The organism is Streptomyces sp. NPDC085946, from assembly GCF_044540485.1.
In the GTDB taxonomy this organism is placed as follows: domain Bacteria; phylum Actinomycetota; class Actinomycetes; order Streptomycetales; family Streptomycetaceae; genus Streptomyces.
In genome coordinates this window covers 13,002-32,441 of sequence record NZ_JBITSF010000013.1, presented here as the reverse complement: position 1 = coordinate 32,441, position 19,440 = coordinate 13,002, and the positions used below count along the sequence as shown (strand labels likewise).

Here is a 19,440-nt window from a genome sequence, read left to right as displayed (position 1 = left end):
TACAGCAGTAGGGGAGGGCGCAGTTGAGCGCGTCCAAAGGATGGTTCGTTCTCATCGAGGAGACTGGCGGCATCGAGTAGCTGACGGCCTGAAAACCTGTGCCGCTCAAGAATGTGTCGCTGCAGGTCGTAGAGGCCGGGTGGCGCTCAGGGCCGTTCGGGGCGATGCCGTGGGCGATTGAGCGTTTGCAGCGTTGCCTCTCCAGGGTGAGGACGGCCTTGGCGATTGACGTCATGCGGTTCGGGCTGATCCGGGATCTTCGGAAGATTCGCCAGGACTTCAGCAGTGCCATGCCCCGTTCGACGGGTGCCCTGGACGTGGCCAGTGCCCGGTTGACCGTCTGCGGTGCAGGGGACAACTGCCCGCCGGGCAGCTGTCTGCGCCCGGTGGTGACCCAGGAGTCGGCGCCCCGGTAGGCGCGGTCGGCCAAGACGGGCACGCCTTGGCGTTCGCAGATCCGCATAATCCGGTGGGTGCGGGCCGCGGTCAGGTCGTGGCACCGGCCTGGCAGGGCCGGAGAGATCCACAGCACCTGCCCGGCCGGGTCGGTCACGGCCTGCACGTTCACGCCGTGGCGACGATGCTTGTACGAGTGGTCGGCCCGGCCGTCGCCCACACGGTCGCACTCGGCGAGCGTCCCGTCGAGCAGCACGTACTCCGGTTCGTGCTCGCGCAGGACCTTCGGCAGGCCGGGCGCCCGGGCAGCCAGAAGGTCGACCACCGCGGTGGTGCAGGCGTGGGCGGTGCCGACCGAGATGCCGAAGCCGGCCGCTGTCTGGGCCAGGGTGTCGTGCTTGCGCAGGTACACCAGACCGACAAGCGCGCGTTGGTGCGGCGGGAGCTTGCAGCGGCGGTCACCCTCGCGGGTGACGATGAGCAGGGTGACCCACTCGACCAGCGCATGAGGCAGGTCGAGCGCGGCAGGACAGTAGACCGACGAGGCATCCGCGCTGATGAGTCGAGACTTCGAACATCTCCCTCAACGGCACAGGTGCCTCGTGCGTTGCGCCCACCCCGCCGTCACCCCATCGGTGGGCACTCTGAAAACGCTCAGCGAAGAAGAGCCGAAGGGATCAGGGACGGCACCGGATCTGTGAACGGGAAGGACGGGCCGCGTTCCCGTCGGGCGGGACGTGGAATTCGGAGTTCGTGGAAGGTGCCGTCGCGGAGCGTCGTGGAGAGTACGTCGCCCCGCTCGGGTCCGCGATCAGTTGTGCTCCTCGTCGATGGTGACGGCGACCCCGTCCTCGACCTGGACGACGACAGCGACGCTGCCCTTCTTGGCCGCGGCTTCGAGGTCTTCCTCGGTGCAGGGCGTGATGGTCTCCGCGTCACCGCAGATCCAGCCGGCGCCGTTGATGACGGTGTCGGTGGCGGTGAAGAACGCACGCTGGTTGCCGTCGCGGCTGAGGGAGTACTTGCCCGGGGCCATGTACCCGAGCGTGCCGGAGAAGAGCCCCGACCTCTCGCCCTCGCCCGTACCGTTGCCGCCGCCGGTACCGGTGCCGCTGTCGGTGTGGTCCTCGATGATGCTGACAGCCACTCCGTCCTTGATGTCGACCGTCGCTCCGAACCCCTTCTTGGCCGCGGCTTCGAGCTCCTCCTCGGTGCACGGCGTGGCGGCCTGGCCGTCCGCGTCACCGCAGATCTTGCCCGCGCCCTCGATGTCGGTGTCCTCGGAGGTGAAGAACGCCTGCCCCACGTCGTTCGCGTCCGTGACGATGTATTTGCCGGGGGCGAGGTAGGAGACCGTGCCGACCCACTTGCCCGACACCATGCCGCTCTTCGATCCCCTCTCGCCCGACGGGGACTTGCTGCCGGCACCGGTGCCGCTCCCGCCGTCGTCGGACTTCCCCTTGGCGGCCGAGCCCGAGGCCGTGACCCCGGTCGACTTGCCACCGTCCTGCGTGTCCTCTCCCTGACAGGCGGTCAGCAGCATCGTCGTGGCCACCAGGGCCGCGGCGGCGAGGACGGACTTGCGGCGGTACGTGCGAAGCATAGTGGGACTCCCCCTGCTGATGGTGATGTGGCCGGGCCGGTGGTCATTCCGGCTGGTCTCTGCCTTGCCGATCACCATCCTGAACGGTGCGGCGACCCCCTGGGAAGCGCGGTTACGGTGTCATGACACTCTTGTCGTGCTCACGGGACGCCGTTTCTACGTTCCCGAGCCCATGCGGCACGGCCGCCCTCTCCTATCGCCGGGCCGAGGAAATCTTCGAGGAGAACACCCGGCTACTGGCCGACCCTCTCGCCTCGCCCGAGGACATCGAGGACCTGAACGGCTGGGCGCTCCATCGGCTACGTCACAGTGCCCTGACACACGACGCTGAGGGCGGCACCTCCCCCCCGATGCTGCCGGCCCGCTCCCGCCACGCATCCGTCCGCTCCCTGGAACGCTACGCCCGCCCCAGCGTCGCGCAGTCGCCCGACACGTCGCCGAACGCGACGCCGCCGCCCGCCGGAAGCGCTGACGCCTCCAAGATCAACTACTGGCGGCTCTGGGTCCACCTCGGTGATCCCCCTTGGGCGGCGACGGCAGGAACACCCGACGAGCCGTTCGGGCGCTGTCGCGAGGCGGGGAACGAGCCGAACGCAGGCAACCATCCCGGCAGTTCTGACCAAGGTCTGGGGCGCCACGACCGCCGCGGCCGCAGCCATGCCGTCCGGCATAGGCCGACGCCTCGCCGAACCGCCGGCGTATCGCTCAGCGGAGCCTGAGTCCGTCGACGACGACGTCCAGCATGCGGTTCAGTTGGGGGCGCTGCTCGGGTGCGCCGGCCACGGAGAGCAAACCGGCGAGGATGCCGCCTACCTCGACCGGCTCGATGTCACTGCGCAGTTCTCCTGCTGTGGCGCCGGCCTCGAGCACCATCGCCAGGACCTGCTGGACCTCGTCGCAGACCGGTCCGGTGCCGAAGCGGCCGGAAGCGCTCATGGCGACCAGGGCCTCGCAGATGCCGCGTCGTTCGCCGGCCCAGTCGGCGAATCGGAGCATCCACGCGTGGAGGGCCTGTGCGGGCGGCTTGGCAGCCAGCAGGGTGCGCGCGTCTTCGCGCAAGGGGCGGATCTGGTCCCGGTAGACCTCTTCGACCAGATCCTCTCGGGTGGGGAAGTGCCGGTACAGGGTGGCGTTCCCCACTCCCGCGCGTTTGGCGATCGTGTCCAGCGAGACCGGGCGTCCGGAGGCGAAGGCTTCGGCGGCCGTGGCGATCAGCTGCTCGCGGTTGCGCCGCGCGTCGGCGCGCAGGGTGCTGCGTGGAGGTGTCATGACTTCGCGATCGTGAGTGTCGGATGAGGCTCGGGAACGATCCGGGGATGTCCCCGGTTCAGTGTACGGTGAGATAACCGGGGAGTTCCCCGATTACGGGTGGTCTCACCCATCGCTTCAGCGACGAAAGGTTTGTCATGCCTACAGCGGTCATCACCGGGGGGACGACCGGGATCGGCAGAGCGACGGCCGAGCTGCTGCACGCCCGCGGCTACCAGGTCGCGGTCACCGGACGGAATCCTGAGTCCCTCGCGCGGGCGCAGGCCGAGCTTCCCGGTGACGTGCTCGTCGTCCGATCCGACGGGCGCGTGCTCTCCGACACCGACGCCCTGATGTCGGCGGTGTCGGCGCGGTTCGGATCGTTGGACCTGCTCTTCCTCAACGCCGGGATCTTCCGTCCGGCACCGGTTGCCGAGGTGACGGAGGAATCGTTCGACGAGCACGCCGACCTCAACTTCAAGGGCCAGTACTTCACCCTTCAAAAGGCCCTTCCCCTCATGAACGACGGCGGCTCGATCGTGCTGACCGTCGGCGTCGGATCCCGTCGCGGCACCCCTGGCGCCACGGTGGGGGCGGCGACACGCGGCGCGCTGCTCGCCATGCTGCCCTCCCTCGCGCTCGAACTGGCCCCGCGCAGGATTCGCGTCAACGCCGTGAGCCCCGGGGCCACCGACACCCCGCTGCTCGACAAGCTGGGGGTGTCCGAGAGCGGCCGGGACGCCATGCGCTCGAAGATCCCCTTCGAGCGCTTCGGATCCAGCCAGGAGGTCGCGGAAGCAGTCGCCTTCCTCGCCTCGGACGCCGCCGGCTACATCACCGGCCAGGACATCACCGTGGCCGGCGGCTACGGGCTCGGCGCCTGAAACCCGGGCGAGTCGACCACCGATCCGCACCTCTCGAACGCCACGAACCGCACCTCACAGGAGAACACGATGGCACTCACTCTCGACACCTATCGGCTGCTGGGCCGTTCCGGACTCCGGGTCTCACCGCTGGCGCTGGGCACGGCGACCTTCGGCACCGAGTGGGGCTGGGGCGCCGAGCGCGACGAGGCGCGCAAGCTCTTCGACCGCTACACCGAGCTCGGCGGCAACTTCTTCGACACCGCCAGCACCTACACCAACGGCAGCTCCGAGCGGCTGCTCGGCGAATTCGCCCGCACCGACCGCGACAAGATGGTGCTGGCGACGAAGTACTCGACGCTGCGTCAGCCCGGTGACCCGAATTCCGGGGGTACCCACCGCAAGAGCATGCGGGCGTCGGTGGAAGCCAGTCTGCGGCAGCTGAACACCGACTACATCGATCTGCTCTACGTGAACGTATGGGACTTCAGGACGCCGGTGGAGGAGATCCTGCGGGGCCTGGACGACCTGGTGAGGCAGGGCAAGGTGCTGTACGTGGCGATCTCCAGCGCCCCGGCCTGGCAGGTGTCGCGCATGCAGGCGATCGCCGACCTGCGCGGCTGGTCACCACTGGTCGCGCTGCAGACCGAGTACAGCCTGATCGAGCGCACCGCGGAGCGTGACCTGATCCCGATGGCACGCGCGATGGGACTCGGCGTGGTCCCCTTCTCCCCATTGGGCGGCGGGGTGCTCACCGGCAAGTACAGCCGGGAGGACCAGAACCGGGCGGGCTCCGTCGCCGGCGAAACCGCCGGCAACCGCAAGAGCCTCAACGTCGCCCTGGGATGGGTCACCGACCGCAACCTCGCCATTGCCGATGTGGTGAAGGAGGTGGCCTCGGAGCTGGGCCGCACACCCGCCCAGGTCGCACTGGCCTGGACCCTGAACGCCCCGGGCGTGACGGCACCCATCATCGGCGCCCGCACCGTCGCGCAGCTGGAGGACAACCTGGGTGCTCTGCAGGTCGACCTCACTCCTTCCCAGCTGGCCCGCCTCGACGAGGTCAGCTCCATCGACCTCGGCAATCCGCACGACCTGCTCGCCGGCGATCACATCCGCGCGGTCACCACAGGCGACATGAAGATCGAAACCCTCGGCTGATTCGCTTCATGAATGGCGACATCCGGATATATCGACATGTTTTGATGGTGGAACGGAGCAACCTCGGTATGGGTAAGTACAGCGACAAGAATGTGGTGATCACGGGTGGCAGCAGCGGCATGGGGCTCGCGCTGGCGGAGCTGCTGGTGCAAGGCGGAGCCCGCGTGGTGATCACCGGCCGTTCTCAGGCCAAGCTCGACGCGGCACGCGAGCGGCTCGGCGAGAATGCCGTGGCTGTCCGGGCGGATGTGGCCTCACTGTCCGACCTGGATATGCTCGTCGGCCGTGCAAAGAGCGAGCTCGGCTCGATCGAGGCTTTGTTCGTCAACGCCGGCATCTCACCCCTCACGCCCCTCGAGTCGACGACCGAGGACGTGTACGACGAGCTGTTCGCGATCAACGTCAAGGGCGCCTTCTTCACTGTGCAGAAGCTCGCTCCGCTGCTGAGCGCGAACGCCGGCATCGTCCTCACCACCTCGATCGCGAACGTCATCGGCATGGTGGACACCAGCGTCTATGCGGCCGGCAAGGCGGCGCTGCGCTCGATGGCCCGCACCTTCTCCCGGGAGCTGCTTCCGCGGGGAATCCGTGTCAATGCGATCAGCCCGGGTCCCATCGACTCGGGGATTCTGGAAACGATGAACTTGTCCAAAGAGGCCGCTGACCAGTTCAGGGCGGAGCGGACCGCGAGCAACCCCATGAAGCGCTACGGCACCGTCGAAGAGTTCGCCAAGGCGGCCGCATTCCTCGCCTTCGATGCCACGTACACCACCGGCATCGAGCTGGCCGTGGACGGCGGCGAAACCCAGCTCTGAGCTCGTCTGCCGTCCCGCCACGGGTGTAAGGCCCACTACCACGGCGGTTTCAGCGGGGAGCTGCAACACGTGGTCGTGTGGATCAGGCCGCGAGCAGTTCATGCAGGCGCTCGGCTGGGGTTTCCCAGCCGAGCGTTTTGCGTGGGCGGCCATCGAGTTCGGCGGCGACGGCGTCAGGATGCTCGCACCAGGAGGTTGTCGCGGCCCACGAAGACACGCCGACTGAACCTTCCCCTTGAAGTGGACACCTGTTTGTGTCGTTGTGCGGCGAGGGTGCTGGTGACCGGATGCTGTTCGTAGGCGATCGGAGCCCCAGCTCCTCACCCCGGGGCCGCCGCCGGTCTGCCCTCGGGGGCGCGCGGCCTGGGCACGGCGTCCCGGGCGGTCAGGTCCAGGTCGAGGCGTCTGTTCATGTCCAGCTCGAACCGGCCGCAGGGATTCACACGGGTCCAGAACAGCGGGGAGAGCGCCCGCCGGTCCGCGTCGGTGAGGGTGTCAGCCCACTTCGGATCGGCGAGGACCTGCTGCATCAGCAGCGTGTTGACATGGACCAAGGCGGACTGGAGCAGACGCAGCGCGAGCATCGATACCTCCTGGGACTCCTTGTCCTGTCCGACCAGGTCGCCGTCCTTGCCGTAGAAGAGGTCCTTGTTCGCGGAGTTCCAGCAGCCGTAGTCCGCCCACGCCTCTGCAGGCACTTCGACCTGCTGGGCCACGTACTCCACCGCGGCGGTCGGCACCTCTTGGGCCGACTCGGGGAACCGGGTCTCCACCTCGAAAAACTTGAGCAGCAGCGCGAACCCGAGCCGAGTCGCCCGGACTTGTTCCGCACCCGCTTCATGTCGTCTTCCAGCAGCGTCCAGACCTCGATCAGGTCCTCAGGCTCCCGGTCCTGCCGCACCCGTACTCCTTGCCCCACGCCCGAGATCACCCGTTCAGCTCCACGAGGCGCCGGGCGAGGGGAAACGACGACCACAGCAATCACACAGCGTTACATGTCCGTTCGTCGTAGCTGTACGAGAACAGGGCCCCCACGAGGAGGAGACATGGACGGAGCAGGCACGCGCGGCGCGGGCCCGGACGACCCCGGAGCCGACCGCGAGGCGGAGTCCCCCGGCTCGTGCGCCGCAAGACGGTGCTGCGCGCGGCGCTCGCCGCCACCGCCGCGATCCCCGTCGCCCTGGCCGGCGGCCCGGCCCTCGCCCGCACCGCGGCGGCGAGCGGTACGGCTCCGGGCCTCACGCCGTCCTGCGACGACGGCGACCACCCGACCCCGGAGCAGATGAAGGGCCCTTACTTCAAACCGAACTCACCGCAGCGCACCAGCCTGCTGGAACCCGGAACGCCCGGCACCCCGCTCACCGTGAGCGGCTACGTCTTCGGCCGCGCTTGCCTCCCGCTGGCCGGCGTCCTGCTGGACTTCTGGCAGGCCGACGCGAACGGCGCCCACGACAACTCGGGCTTCCGGCTGCGCGGGCACCAGTTCACCGACTCCCGCGGCTCCTTCGCGCTGACCACCATCGTGCCGGGCCTCCACCCCGGCCGCACGCGCCACCTGCACGTCAAGCTGCAGGCGCCCGGCCGTCCGGTCCTGACCACACGGCTCTACTTCCCGAACGAGCCGCGCAACAACACCGGCACGATCTTCGACCCGCGGCTGCTGATGACCGTACGGGACGGGGGTGGCGGCCGGGAGGCGGCGTTCGACTTCGTCCTGGACGTCGCGCAGGACCCCGGGCCCGGCCCCACCCCGCCGCCGGGCGGGACCTGGGCCGTGGGCGTCGCCTACCGGGCGGGCGACCGGGTCACGTACGCCGGCCGTGCCGGCCCTGTGGCGCACGGCCTGAGGAAGCCGCCGGACATCCGCCACCGCTTGCCCACCGAAGACCGCCGCACGGAGGGTCTGGGGGAGGGGGGCTCGTCGTCCGTGTTCCTGTCTGGGGACGGGCGCGGGCAGCCGGCACTTGGCAACGCGGTCAAGTGTGCGCGCGGCGGTCTCCCGGTAACGCGTCCGGCATGGCCGAGGCGCTGTCAGGGCTGGCCAGGATCTCACTGTGCTCAGCAAGGGCAGCGCCGTCATGGTGTACACGGCCGGGAGCGCGACGGGGGAGCGGTCGGGTGTCTGCGGCGCGGGCCGCGCCGGGAACGGGCGGGCGCAATACCCTGCACCAGGGGTTGTGGACGGCAGCTGTCGTGCAGGTCGGTGCCGGAGACGCCCAGGGACGGGGCAGTCCGTTCCGGTCCGTGGTCCGTCAGTCCAGTGCCATGTGCAGGCGTACGACGAAGCCGGAGCTGAACGCCCGGGTCTCCACCAGGTCGCAGAGCTGGTGCATCATCCATACGCCCCGGCCGCCGGCCGCGGAGAAGGGGTCGGGACGGCGTCGGCCGACGAGCGGATCGGTCAACTGGCCGCGGTCACGGGTCTCGGCGACCACGGTGTCGGTGGTGCGCCACAAGCGCAGGGTGCCCTCGCCGCCGCCGTGGCGCACCGAGTTGCTGGTCGCCTCGCTGACGGCGAGCAGCCAGTCGGTACGGCGGTGTGGGGGCAGGCCTGCCGCCTCGGCCCATCGGATCGCGGCGTCCCGGGCGACGGCGAGATCACGCTCGGCGAAGTGCAGGACGAGGGGGTCGGCCGGTTCGGGCAGCGGAGTGTCGCAGTCCCGGCAGACTTCGTGGGGGTCCGTGTGCGCCGGGCTGGGCCGGTAGTCACCGGGACCGCCGATGACGGGATGGGTCCGGTGCGCCAGGGCCAGCACCTGCTGCGGCAGTGCGCTGTCGTACGGACACAGAATGGTGGCGTCACGGCCGGCGAACGCGAGGTTGATCAGCGCTTCGTGACGAGTGGCCTCGCACGCCTCCGCGGAGGTGCGTCCCACCCACATCGGCTCGCCCACGAGGCACGGGCGCCTGTCGCCGCAGCGGTCGGCGAAGTCCTGCAGCAGCGACAGGATGCGCCCCGGGTTGCGGCCCGCCTTGCGCATGTCGACCCAGGTGGTGTCCGCCTGGTCGGTGCGCAGGTTTTCCCGCAGCAGGCGCAGGCGTTCCTCCGGTACGGACACGAGAACCGGTGCGTCGCGAAGGGCGGCCGCGCGCAGGAACTCCCCGACGCCTTTCACGTACTCCTCTTCCGTCGTGTAGAAGAGGGCCGGGTGGTGAAAGCCCGATCCCTGTCCCGGCTCGGCGTACAGCTGACTGAAAGCGGTCACGGACCGGTCACCTCCAGAGCCGACCCCAGCTCGGGGAAGAACTCCAGCATGCGCGTCAGCGAGGGCGGCGCCCCCAGGAGCCGGACGGGCGTATCGGGAGACCGGCCTTTCGCCGCGCGGGCGAGGTCGGCCAGTGCCGCGACGTCGAGGTGATCGAGCGCCGACAGGTCCAAGGACACCTGCTCCGCCGGCGACGCGGCGAGGGCGGCCGCCGCGGAGGTGACGGTACGGCGACTCTCGTATCCGGCCGATCCCGCCAGCCGCAGCCCGGGCCGGTCGGCGAGTGGAGCGACCGACAGGCTCGGCGGGTGACCGCTCCGGCCCGCCTGTATCAGATGTGCCCCCGCCAGAACCTCCAGGTCCTCGCGGGGCAGCAAGCGCTGATCGTAGAAGCAGCACGCCGTCAGGGGCAGACGGGCGAAGACCTCGTGGTGGATGCGCAGCTCGTATTCGAGCAGACGGTCGGCGCCGGGTATGTCGCGGACGGCCCAGGACATCTCCCCGATGGCCCGCAGCGCCCGGTGTCCTTGCGCCGCGGCCGAGTCGACGGCTGTCTGCCACAGCCCGATCATGGCATCGGGGTCGAAACAGCCGCCGGCCAGGTACGTTTCCTCCGCGGTCGTCACCACGAGCTGTCCGCGCCGTACGGCCGAGGCGGCGTCGATGCCATGATCGGTGAGTGCGCGCATCACGTGGCCGGGATGAGTGGCGTCCGCGAAGTACTGCACCTGTTCGTCCCGCTCCAGCCCGGTGCGGACGAAGGCCACGAGATGGTCGGCCCACTCGGCATCACTGGCGAACACCGCACTCGTGTGCTTGCCCGCGTCTCCGGCGGCGGACACGTCACAGGTCATGACCACCCCACATCCCTCCCGTGCCCGCGCAGGAGAGGCCCTGTCGGCTTCACCACCTTACAAGCCGTGCCGACGCCGACGGGCCCGCGCGACGGCTTGGTCCTCCGCCGCAGGACCGCAGAGCTCGACGAGCGACCGAATGCCGCACCCGTGAACGGGCCCGCCCGATCCGGCTACCCTGGCCGCCCGGTCAGCGTCACCCGCCAGGGCGCCTACCGTCCCTCGCCCGCCCCCGCCGACTCACCCTGACCGGGCGCCGTCCCGGCGGTCTGGCAGCGGGCCTGTTCTCGAGACGGCAAGGTGAGGCGTGTACCTCCTGGTCCATGATCAGCACTGCATCATCGCGTCCCCCTGTGCTCGATATGCGCGACATGCGTCGTGAGGGCGGTGATCGTCCCGGTGATCACTCCCCTCCGGTGCAGGCGTCGCGGTGCTTCAGGTGCGGGAACAGCGCCTTCCAGCGGTCTTCCGACAGGCTGACGGGTTGTGAGCGGCACATGGCGTCGTAGAGGCGGTCGGTGTCGTAGTCGAGGATGTACGTGTTCTGCTCGTCGGACAGGCCCGACGTGTCGGTCCTGGTGGTGACGGCCAGCCAGTTCCTGCCCGAGGGCAGCCGGACGGACTCCGCGGCCTCCAGGGTGGCGAACTCCGGGGTCACCCAGCGGCCGTCGCGGCCCAGGGACCAGATGCGGTAGGGGCCGCCGGTGATGGCGTGACGGCCGTCGGCGGTGACGGCGAGGGACGTGATGGCGCGGTCGAGGCGTACGGTCTCGCGCTTCTTGCTCGGCTTGCGGGGGTTGGACACGTCCCAGAACTCGATCGTGCCGTCGGCGGCCGCGGTCGCGAGTTCGTCCTTCCCGGCGGGGAAGTAGCTCTCGGGAGCGGCCGGGATCGGCTTCCCCTCGACCGGCCGCGCCGGCTGGGAGAGGTCGTACAGCCGGATCGTGTCGCCGCTCTCCTCGGTGATGAGCAGCTTCGACACATCGTCGTACATCGCGCCCTGGTGCAGCGCCGCGTCCTCGATCACGTCGCCCCTGCGCGGATGGTCGGGGTCGGAGACGTCCCAGAACCGCAGGTGCCATTCGTTCTCGACGGTCACGACGGTGTGCGGGCCCGCGAACCACAGGGTTCCCGTCTCGAAGAGCCCGCCCTTCGCCTGTGCGGGGATGTCGGCCCGGCGCACGGGTTTCGCGGGGTCGCCGATGTCCCACAGGGCGATGGCCCGCTCCTCCCGCGACCCGACGGCCAGCAGCCGGCCGTCGGGGCTGACGGTGATGTGCGAGACGTCGGCGGTGTACCGGATGCTCGCGCTTCGGCGCGGCGGGCCCTCGGCGCCGAACCGCCAGAGCTGGAGGGTGTGGTCGAGCCCTCCCGTCCAGTGGTGGGCCAGCAGGACCGGGTCGCCGTCCCGGCCGGTCAGGAACCAGTTCGCCTCCCAGTCCTTCGGGAGGGTGTAGCGCGGCTTCGGCGAGCCGTGATCGCCGATGGTCCAGATCCGGGTGGTCTCGGAGTAGTCCGGCTCCTCCTCCTTGGTGATGAGCAGCCTGCCGTCGGCACTGACGGGGCCCGTGCCCGCCACCTCCTGGAGGGGCAGGTAGCCGGGGAGCGCGGGCGCCCAGGCGTGTTCGGTCCACAGCCGGATCTCGCCGCCCACCTCACCGGCGGCCAGATAGCGGCTGTCGGGGCTGTAGGCGACCGACTGGACCGGCTGCCCCGCGGACAGCACACCGAGTTCCGGCTTGATCCGGGCCAGATCGGCCGCCTCGGCCGTCGCGTCGAGCCGCCGTACGCCGGTGTCGCGGGCCGCCGCCGCCAGGAACCTGCCGTCCGGGCTGAACGCGAGCTGCGGCAATCCGTAGTAGCCGCCCCAGCTGTCCAGGCCGTCCTCGGTGGACACCCGCCGCAGTTCCCGCCCGTCCACCACCTTCCACCAGGGCGTCTTCCCGCCGCCGCCGTTCGCGACGACCAGGTCACGGCGTGGGTGGGCGGCGACGGACGTGACCGAGGCGGCCTGCTCGGTGTCCCGCAGGACGGGCCGGCCGGGGTCGGTCAGGTCCCACAGCCGCACCTGGGCGGGATGCCCGTCCGCGCCCGGCCCGTTGCCGTTGCCGGTGATCAGGTGGTGTCCGTCGCGGGTGAACGCCAGGGAGATCAGATCCGCTTCGGCCACCGTGCGCTGCGCGCGCAGCACCGGGCGCGCCGGGTCGGAGACGTCCCACAACCGCAGCCGGCCCTTGTCGCCGCCGGACGCCAGGGTCCGGCCGTCCCCGCTGAACGCCACGCTGAACGTCGCCTCGCTCCCCTCGACCGGCAGACGCGCCAGCCGCTCGGGCCGTTCGGGGTCCGCGGTGTTCCACAGGGTCAGTTCCGTGCCCGTCTGCGCGGCCAGCAGCGGCTCGTCGGGATGGTGGGCGAGGACGGGCCGGCCCTTCACCTGGAACCAGCCCCCCTCGGCCGGCCGCCCGGGATCGGACAGGTCCCACAACCGCACCCGGCCGTCCCGGTGGCTCACGGCCAGCGCCTCGCCGTCCGGGCGGTAGGCGAGGCTCAGGACGGGCTCGCGGTGGGGCTCGGCGGGGGAGAGGTGGACAGGAGTCAGGGTGATCGCCGCCGCGTACAGGCTGGAGCGGGTCTCCGGGGTCTCGGCCGTGCGGTACGCGGCCAGGCTGAGGCGCAGCGCCGTGCCCGGGTCGCGGTCGCGGATGCGGTCGGCGCGGCCCGCCAGCTCGCGGGCGATCAGGGCCCGTTCCCGGCTCGCCGCCTGCCCGTTCTCGTAGAACGCCCAACCCGCCAGGGAGGCCGCCACCAGGGTCAGCACCGACAGCACGGAGACCCACGTCCGGACGGCCCGGCGCCGGCGCCGCTCGGCGGCTTCGCTCGCGGCGACGAAGTCGCGGACCACCTGCCGTACGGGCGCCGCCCCGGCGGTCCGGCCGGCGGCCGGCTCACGTGCCTCCCGCAGGTCGAGGCCCCGCCACAGGCCGCTGGGCCCGCGTCCGCCCTCGTCCCAGCCCTCCGCCGCGGCCGTCAGCCGCCGCAGCCGCAGCAGATCGCCGCGGACCTCCTCGATCCAGCCGGTCAGCCGCTCCCAGGCGTGCAGCAGCGAGTCGTGCCCGAGCTGCGCCCCGCCGTCCTCGTCCACCACGACGAGATGGGCGTCGGCGAGGAGCCGCAGCAGGTCCTGCGCGTCGGCCAGTTCCTCGCGCGGCACCCTGCGGCGCACCAGCCGGCCCTCGCCGTCGGCGACCTGCACCATGGCGAGCATCAGGGCGCGCAACCGCTGACGGCCGTCCTCGGCGAGGCCGTCGTGGATCCGGTCGGCGGCGCGGGCGACCGCGTCGCGGATGCCGCCCGCCTGCTGGTAGGCGGCGTAGGTGAGCGTCGCGCCGCGCCGCCGCAGCCAGATCTCCTGGAGGACGTACGCCAGATACGGCAGGGCCGCCGCGTCGCCGGTGCGTCCGCCGCGCCGTTCCTCGTTCACCTCGCGCACCAGGATGCGCGGGACACCCGCCTCCCACTCCAGTCCGGCGTAGCGGGCGGGCTCGACGACGGCCGCCTCGATCTCGTCGTCGTCCAGGGCGGGCACGACGAAGTGGTCGCGTTCCGCGAACGGGGCGAGGTGCGGGTCGCCGAGGACGTCGCCGTGGTAGTCGGCGCGCAGCGCCAGCACGACGCGCGGGCCGTCGGACGCGGTGAGCGCGGCGGCGAACCGGCCGCGCTCGGCCTCGTCCGCGCCGTGCGTGAAGTACTGCTCCAGCTGGTCGACGACCAGGACCCCGGGCACCGGCCCGCCGCGCGCCCCGGATCCCGCGCGGGTGAAACGTCCCCGTTCCAGATCACGTACGACCTCCCCGACCGGGCGGCCCACCGCCTGCGCCCACGCCTCGGCGAGCCGCCGGAACGGCCACGCCCCGGGGGCGGGCACCAGGCACACCGGTCCCAGTCCCGCGCGGTGCGCCGCCACGCCCAGCCCGGCCCGCAGCAGCGACGACTTGCCGACGCCGGAGTTGCCGATGAGCACCAGCGGTTCCCCCGGCCGGGTCCCGGCGACCCTGGCCAGTAGCCGCTCCGTCACCTCCTCGCGGCCGAAGAAGAGGTGGTGCTGTTCGGGCAGGAACGGGCGCAGGCCCGGGTACGGGCACACGGCGTCCGCGTCGTCGTCCGGCGCCGGCGGGGTGTCCGGGGCGGGGGACGCGGGATAGCGGCGGTTGACGGTGAGGACCAGCTCGGCCATGCGGGCGGTGCCGCCGCCGTAGGGGCGGGCCGCCTCACCCTGGAGCCGCTGGTCGAGCAGGCGGTAGACCCCGCCGAGCGTCAGCAGGCGGGAGGCGCCCGCGTCACCCTCCCGCAGCAGCTGCAGCAGATGGCCCGTGAACAGGGTGTACTCGGCGCCCTCGGGGGCGTGGGCGAGGGTGTTGCGCTGGGCCGATCCGAGCAGGTAGCTGCCCTGGGGGCGGGACGCGCCGAACGGGTCCGGGGCGAGGGCGCGGTCGGGTTCCCGGGCGTTCCCGGCGAAGCAGCAGTCGAGGATCAGCACCGGGTCCGCGGCGGCGTCGCCGAGGTAGCGCTCGATCTCCGCGTAGGGCACCGCGTGGGCCGTGTCCGTGAGGGACTTCGTCGCGGCCGTCGCGAGATACAGCCGTCCGCCGGGCCCGCGCAGACCGTGGCCGACGAAGCAGAAGACGACGATGCCGCTCTCAGGCCGCTCCTCGGTGGGCGCCGCCCGGTCGGCGGCCTCCGCCAGCGCCTCCAGCACCTCGCTGGGTGACGCGGGGTCCGCCAGCACGCGGACCCGGTCGCCCATGCCGCACTGGGTGCGCAACGTCTCGGCCAGCGCCCGCGCCGAGGGCACGGCCGCGGGCAGATCGTGCAGCCGGTCTCCCGGGTGGCGGCCCGTACCGACCACCACCGCGTGACAGCCGGGTCCGGTCAGATCCGGCCCTCCCCCTGACGGCATGGTCAGTGCGCCCCCTCGGCCCGGCGCGTGCCGTCCCCGTCCGCCCGGCGGGAACCGTCCCCCTCGGCCCGGCGCGTGCCGTCCCCGTCCGCCCGGCGGGAACCGTCCCCGTCGGCCTGCCGCGTGCCGTCCCCGCCGGACGGTCCGCGCTCGCCCGTGTCCGGCGCGGACGGCTCCCGCCCGGCGTCCTGAGCCGATGGCTCCCGCAGGGCCTCCGCCACCCGCTGGGCCAGCTCGCCGGTGCCCTCCGCGGTCAGCGGCCGGACCTTCTCGGAGGCGACCACCAACTGGGTGCCGTCCGGCCGGTTGATGGTGACGGTCACATTGCTCCGCCGGTTCTGCAGCCAGACGACGAGGGCGGCACCGGCCGCCGCGGTGGGCCCGCCGGGAGCGAGCAGCAGGGTCAGCAGCTCGCTCCAGGCACCGCCCATCGCTCCCGCGGGCGCACTGTCCGCGAGGTCGCGCCGCACCAGTCCGCGCAGCTCGGGATCCTGACGCAGCCAGTCGTACAACTCGTCCGTGGCGCTCGCGTGGTCGCCGGTCTCCGCCTGTACGCCGAGTGTGAGACGCACCCCCGCTCCTCCCCGGCACGCCACCGCCGCGCCGCTCATCCGTCCCTGAGTCCCCAACGCCCCTTACCCACCCGCCGGTTCCCCGCACATCACAGTCACAGCACGGCGGTACCGAGAGGGCGTTCCCCGGCCGGCAACTGCGGGTGCGCTCGTGCGCAGTGTCGTCGCGGTGTCACTTCGGGCTTGTCACCGCCGGGCCGGGCTGCCGGAGCCGCACCGCAGAGCGGCGTGAGGAACCCGGCCGGGTGCCGGGGTCCTCACGCCGCTCATGTGTGCCGGGTCAGTGGCTGCCGGCCAGTTCGCCGGTGAGCTTGCCGTGAAGATCGGCACTCGGGTCGTTCAGGCCGGTGATCTCGACGGTCTTGCCGCGCTGGGCGTACTTCGTCTCGATCGCGTCCAGGGCGGCCACGGAGGAGGCGTCCCAGATGTGGGCGGCGGACAGATCGATGACGACCTTGTCAGGGTCGGTGGCGTAGCCGAACCGGCCGACGAGGTCGTTGGAGGAGGCGAAGAACAGCTCGCCGGTGACGCGGTAGACGACCGCCTTGCCGTCGGGGTCGACCACGGCGGTGACCTCGGCGAGGTGGGCCACACGCTTGGCGAAGACGACCATGGCGGTGACCGAGCCGACGACGACGCCGATGGCGAGGTTGTGGGTGGCGACGACGCAGGCGACGGTGATCACCATGACGGCGATCTCGCCGGCGGGCATCCGCCTGAGGGTCCCGGGGGCGACGGAGTGCCAGTCGAAGGTCGCGAAGGACACCATGATCATGACGGCGACGAGGGCGGCCATGGGGATGTCGGAGACGACCGGGCCGAAGACGATGCACAGCACCATCAGGAACGCGCCGGCGAGGAAGGTGGAGACGCGTGTGCGGGCACCGGAGACCTTCACGTTGATCATCGTCTGGCCGATCATGGCGCAGCCGCCCATGCCTCCGAAGAAGCCGGTGACGATGTTGGCGACGCCCTGGCCGATCGATTCGCGGGTCTTGTCGGAACGGGTGTCGGTGATGTCGTCGACCAGCTTCGCGGTCATCAGCGACTCCATCAGCCCGACCAGCGCCATGGCGAACGCGTACGGGGCGATGGTGGTCAGGGTGTCGAGCGTGAAGGGCACGTCGGGAAGGCCCGGTACGGGCAGCGACGACGGCAGCTCGCCCTTGTCCCCGACGGTGGGCACCGCGATACCGGCCGCGACCGTGATCACGGTGAGGATCACGATCGAGACGAGCGGGGCCGGGACCACGGTGGTGATCCTCGGGAGGGACACCATCAGGGCGAGGCCGCCGATGACCAAGGGGTAGACCGGCCAGGGCACGTTCTGCATCTCCGGGACCTGGGTCACGAAGATGAGGATCGCAAGGGAGTTGACGAAGCCGACCATGACCGAGCGCGGGACGAACCGCATCAGCTTCGCCACCCCGACCGCGCCCAGGACGACCTGGAAGACACCGGCCAGGACGACGGCGGCGACCAGGTGGCCGAAGCCGTGCTCCCGGTTCAGCGGGGCGATCACCAGGGCCACCGCACCGGTGGCAGCGGAGATCATCGCCCTGCGACCACCGACGATCGCGATGGTCACGGCCATGGTGAACGAGGCGAACAGGCCGACGGCCGGGTCGACACCGGCGATGATCGAGAAGGAGATCGCCTCGGGGATCAGCGCGAGCGCGACGACCAGGCCCGCGAGGACCTCGGTGCCCCAGACCTTCGGGTCGGAGATCCAGTCGGGCTTCAGGCCGCGCAGGCGCGCAGCCGGAGACACAGGGGTGGCGGCAGAAGACAAGGGAGAGGGAACCTGTCGTGCTCGGGCATACCCCGTTCGACTGGCCGGGGCGTGCGGGAAGGCGCGGAGGGGCCGGGCCGGCACCCCGCGGGCGGCCCCGCGAACGCGGAGCCGGAAGTGGCGGACGGGCGGGGTGGGGCCTGCGCAAGGGCGCGGCCCTGCCTCACGTCCGGGGGTGAATCCTCACGGCGGGCAGGCGGCAGCGTCGGGCGCCTTGGACTCGCGCACGCTTTCTCCCGCAGGAATCGGATCTTCGCCGGGGGCGTCGTCGGCCCCGACACGGCAACAGCGGGGCGGCAGCACGCCGCTCTCACCACCAGCAACTCTACCCTAACGTTAGAGTAGGGATCGGCGGTGCCCACCCGGGGCCGAGAGCACTGACGACGAGAAGGATCAGGGGATCACGGGCGTGGACGGCAAGCACATGCAGATCGGCGAGGTCGCCGCGCGCACGGAGCTGTCCCTGCGCACCATCCGGCACTACGAGGAGACCGGCCTGGTCGTCCCCTCGGCCCGCTCGCAGGGCGGGTTCCGCCTCTACACCGAGGCCGACGTCGCCCGGCTCATGGTCGTCCGCCGCATGAAGCCGCTCGGCTTCACCCTGGACCAGATGCGCGACCTGCTGGAAGCCACCGACCGCCTCGACGCAGGCACCGACCTCGACGCCGACGAGCGAGAGGCCCTCCTGGAACGCGTGCGGAGCTACCAGCAGGCCGCCACCGAGCAGGTGGAGAAGCTGCGCGCGCAGCTGGCGCGCGCCGAGGACTTCGCCGCCACCCTGGGCGCCCGCCTGGAGCAGAAGGCGCCCGCCGCCCGCGCATAGGACCGGGCCTCACCTCCCGGCCGGCCGGCGCCTCATCCTGAGGACGGTGCGGGTCGACTCGTCAGGGAAGCCGAGTGTCTTGGGAGACACCGTCAAGAGCCGGCGGTTCGTCCGGCTCTCCGGCCGAGGGGAGCGAGACGGCGGCAACGGTCCTCATCCGGGGCGGTTGTGATGCGTTGAGTCATCACCGATGGGATGCGGGACCGGATCGAGCTGCTGATGCGGGCCGATCCGGTCCGTGGACGACGGTGGGCCGATCACCGCCGCACCCCGGAAGCCTGCGTGGAAGTACCGCACCTGCTCGCCCCGGCGAGACTTGCCCGAGGAACCCGCGCCCTTTCGAATGGGTCGGGAACAGAGGGCCCACCCCGGCTGCCATGGGGCGCTTCAATGTCCAGGTGGTGAACTGGACGCAGATGCACGACTGCTACGGGGATGTCGATCGCGTCCCCGCGCTTCTGGAACGGGTGGAGCTGGAGGACGACGCCGAAGCATGGGAGGAGCTGGGATACCGGTTGGTCCTCGAACACGACCTCGTCTTCCCCGCCGGCTTTGCCGCCCTGCCGCGCCTGGTGCGTCTCGCCTCGAGGAGCGCACGGGCGCGTGGACTGGCCGGAGCGATCCTGCGACGCGCGGCAGGACACCACGGCTGCGACGACCTGCTGGCGGACCGCGCCGACGTGATCGCGGAGTTCCGCGAGCTGCTGGACCGGCACCTGCGATCGAGGCCGGCCGACTACCTCGCGACCTTGCGCGATTCGCTCGCGGCCAAAGAGGAGTACCACTGGGCGGCCGTCCTGGGGGACTTCACGGACGACTTCTACCACCTGGCCTGCCCCCACTGCGCCGTGGAAGTGACGGTCGCCATCGGGGACCACGGGCGCTATTCAGCGATCCGGGACTGGCACCTGGGCGACGTGGACCGCCGCGACCTACGGCCGGCGTCTCCCGAGGCACTCTTCGGCACCGGCCGGTGGCTGCACGAGGCTGCCGTCCGCGACGGGCACGAGGCCCTCGCCGACGGAATCGCCCACCTCTTCGGCCAGGCCGAATGCCCACGCTGCGCCAGCATGTTCAAGATCGCGGACGAGTACACATCCGCCAACCGTCCCGTCCTGCGGCAGACACGATGAATCGGAAGCAAGCGAGC

The 19,440-nt window shown here is 71.2% G+C and carries 13 protein-coding genes and 4 pseudogenes; 7 read left to right on the top strand and 10 right to left on the bottom strand.

Going from position 1 to position 19,440, the window contains the following annotated elements; genetic code table 11:
* Positions 1-190: 190 nt before the first annotated feature.
* The 3 genes and pseudogenes from ACIF8T_RS24540 to ACIF8T_RS24530 all read right to left on the bottom strand — a co-directional run.
* Positions 191-955, bottom strand: a pseudogene (locus ACIF8T_RS24540) (transposase family protein); the annotation flags it as partial.
* A 252-nt stretch (positions 956-1,207) separates the two neighbouring features.
* Positions 1,208-1,999, bottom strand: coding sequence for a hypothetical protein (locus ACIF8T_RS24535; RefSeq protein WP_400038237.1), 792 nt, complete (start codon positions 1,997-1,999; stop codon positions 1,208-1,210).
* A 705-nt stretch (positions 2,000-2,704) separates the two neighbouring features.
* A complete protein-coding gene (locus ACIF8T_RS24530; protein ID WP_400038236.1) occupies positions 2,705-3,268 on the bottom strand; it encodes a TetR/AcrR family transcriptional regulator in 564 nt (187 codons plus the stop codon).
* Positions 3,269-3,405: 137 nt separating this feature from the next.
* On the opposite strand from ACIF8T_RS24530, the gene ACIF8T_RS24525 reads away from it, so the two are divergent.
* From ACIF8T_RS24525 to ACIF8T_RS24515, 3 genes are all read left to right on the top strand, one after another.
* Positions 3,406-4,131 carry an SDR family oxidoreductase gene (locus ACIF8T_RS24525; protein ID WP_400038235.1) on the top strand — a complete coding sequence of 242 codons (726 nt, stop codon included), beginning with the start codon at positions 3,406-3,408 and terminating at the stop codon, positions 4,129-4,131.
* A 69-nt stretch (positions 4,132-4,200) separates the two neighbouring features.
* Positions 4,201-5,271 (top strand): aldo/keto reductase, encoded by a 1,071-nt coding sequence (locus ACIF8T_RS24520; protein WP_400038234.1) that lies wholly within the window; start codon positions 4,201-4,203, stop codon positions 5,269-5,271.
* A gap of 68 nt (positions 5,272-5,339) precedes the next feature.
* On the top strand, positions 5,340-6,086 hold the full coding sequence (locus ACIF8T_RS24515; RefSeq protein WP_400038233.1) for an SDR family oxidoreductase: 747 nt from the start codon (positions 5,340-5,342) through the stop codon (positions 6,084-6,086).
* Between the two features lie 320 nt (positions 6,087-6,406).
* Here ACIF8T_RS24515 and ACIF8T_RS24510 read toward each other — a convergent pair whose 3' ends face one another.
* Positions 6,407-6,949: a Tn3 family transposase gene (locus ACIF8T_RS24510; protein WP_400038413.1), complete on the bottom strand. Its 543-nt coding sequence runs from the start codon at positions 6,947-6,949 to the stop codon at positions 6,407-6,409.
* Between the two features lie 257 nt (positions 6,950-7,206).
* Between ACIF8T_RS24510 and ACIF8T_RS24505 the strand changes: the two are divergent.
* Positions 7,207-7,911, top strand: a pseudogene (locus ACIF8T_RS24505) (dioxygenase); the annotation flags it as partial.
* 290 nt (positions 7,912-8,201) lie between these two features.
* Here the strand turns inward: ACIF8T_RS24505 and ACIF8T_RS24500 are convergent.
* The 6 genes and pseudogenes from ACIF8T_RS24500 to ACIF8T_RS24475 form a co-directional block, all read right to left on the bottom strand.
* Positions 8,202-8,329, bottom strand: a pseudogene (locus tag ACIF8T_RS24500) (IS5/IS1182 family transposase); the annotation flags it as partial.
* Between the two features lie 9 nt (positions 8,330-8,338).
* Positions 8,339-9,292, bottom strand: coding sequence for an anti-sigma factor RsbA family regulatory protein (locus tag ACIF8T_RS24495; RefSeq protein WP_400038232.1), 954 nt, complete (start codon positions 9,290-9,292; stop codon positions 8,339-8,341).
* Entirely contained in the window at positions 9,289-10,146 is an 858-nt protein-coding gene (locus ACIF8T_RS24490; RefSeq protein ID WP_400038231.1) for an MEDS domain-containing protein, read from the bottom strand. Before ACIF8T_RS24490 ends, ACIF8T_RS24495 begins: the two co-directional genes overlap by 4 nt.
* A 403-nt stretch (positions 10,147-10,549) precedes the next feature.
* Entirely contained in the window at positions 10,550-15,103 is a 4,554-nt protein-coding gene (locus ACIF8T_RS24485; RefSeq protein WP_400038230.1) for a caspase family protein, read from the bottom strand.
* Positions 15,104-15,105: 2 nt separating this feature from the next.
* Positions 15,106-15,675, bottom strand: coding sequence for a hypothetical protein (locus ACIF8T_RS24480; RefSeq protein ID WP_400038229.1), 570 nt, complete (start codon positions 15,673-15,675; stop codon positions 15,106-15,108).
* 280 nt (positions 15,676-15,955) lie between these two features.
* Complete coding sequence (locus ACIF8T_RS24475; protein WP_400038228.1) at positions 15,956-17,446, bottom strand: SulP family inorganic anion transporter; 1,491 nt, start codon at positions 17,444-17,446, stop codon at positions 15,956-15,958.
* A 430-nt stretch (positions 17,447-17,876) separates the two neighbouring features.
* On the opposite strand from ACIF8T_RS24475, the gene ACIF8T_RS24470 reads away from it, so the two are divergent.
* The 3 genes and pseudogenes from ACIF8T_RS24470 to ACIF8T_RS24460 all read left to right on the top strand — a co-directional run bounded on the left by ACIF8T_RS24470 (position 17,877) and on the right by ACIF8T_RS24460 (position 19,423).
* Positions 17,877-18,290 (top strand): MerR family transcriptional regulator, encoded by a 414-nt coding sequence (locus ACIF8T_RS24470; RefSeq protein ID WP_400038227.1) that lies wholly within the window; start codon positions 17,877-17,879, stop codon positions 18,288-18,290.
* A 195-nt stretch (positions 18,291-18,485) separates the two neighbouring features.
* Positions 18,486-18,648 (top strand): annotated as a pseudogene (locus ACIF8T_RS24465) (IS5/IS1182 family transposase); the annotation flags it as partial.
* A gap of 19 nt (positions 18,649-18,667) precedes the next feature.
* On the top strand, positions 18,668-19,423 hold the full coding sequence (locus ACIF8T_RS24460) for a hypothetical protein (RefSeq protein ID WP_400038226.1): 756 nt from the start codon (positions 18,668-18,670) through the stop codon (positions 19,421-19,423).
* Positions 19,424-19,440 lie beyond the last annotated feature (17 nt).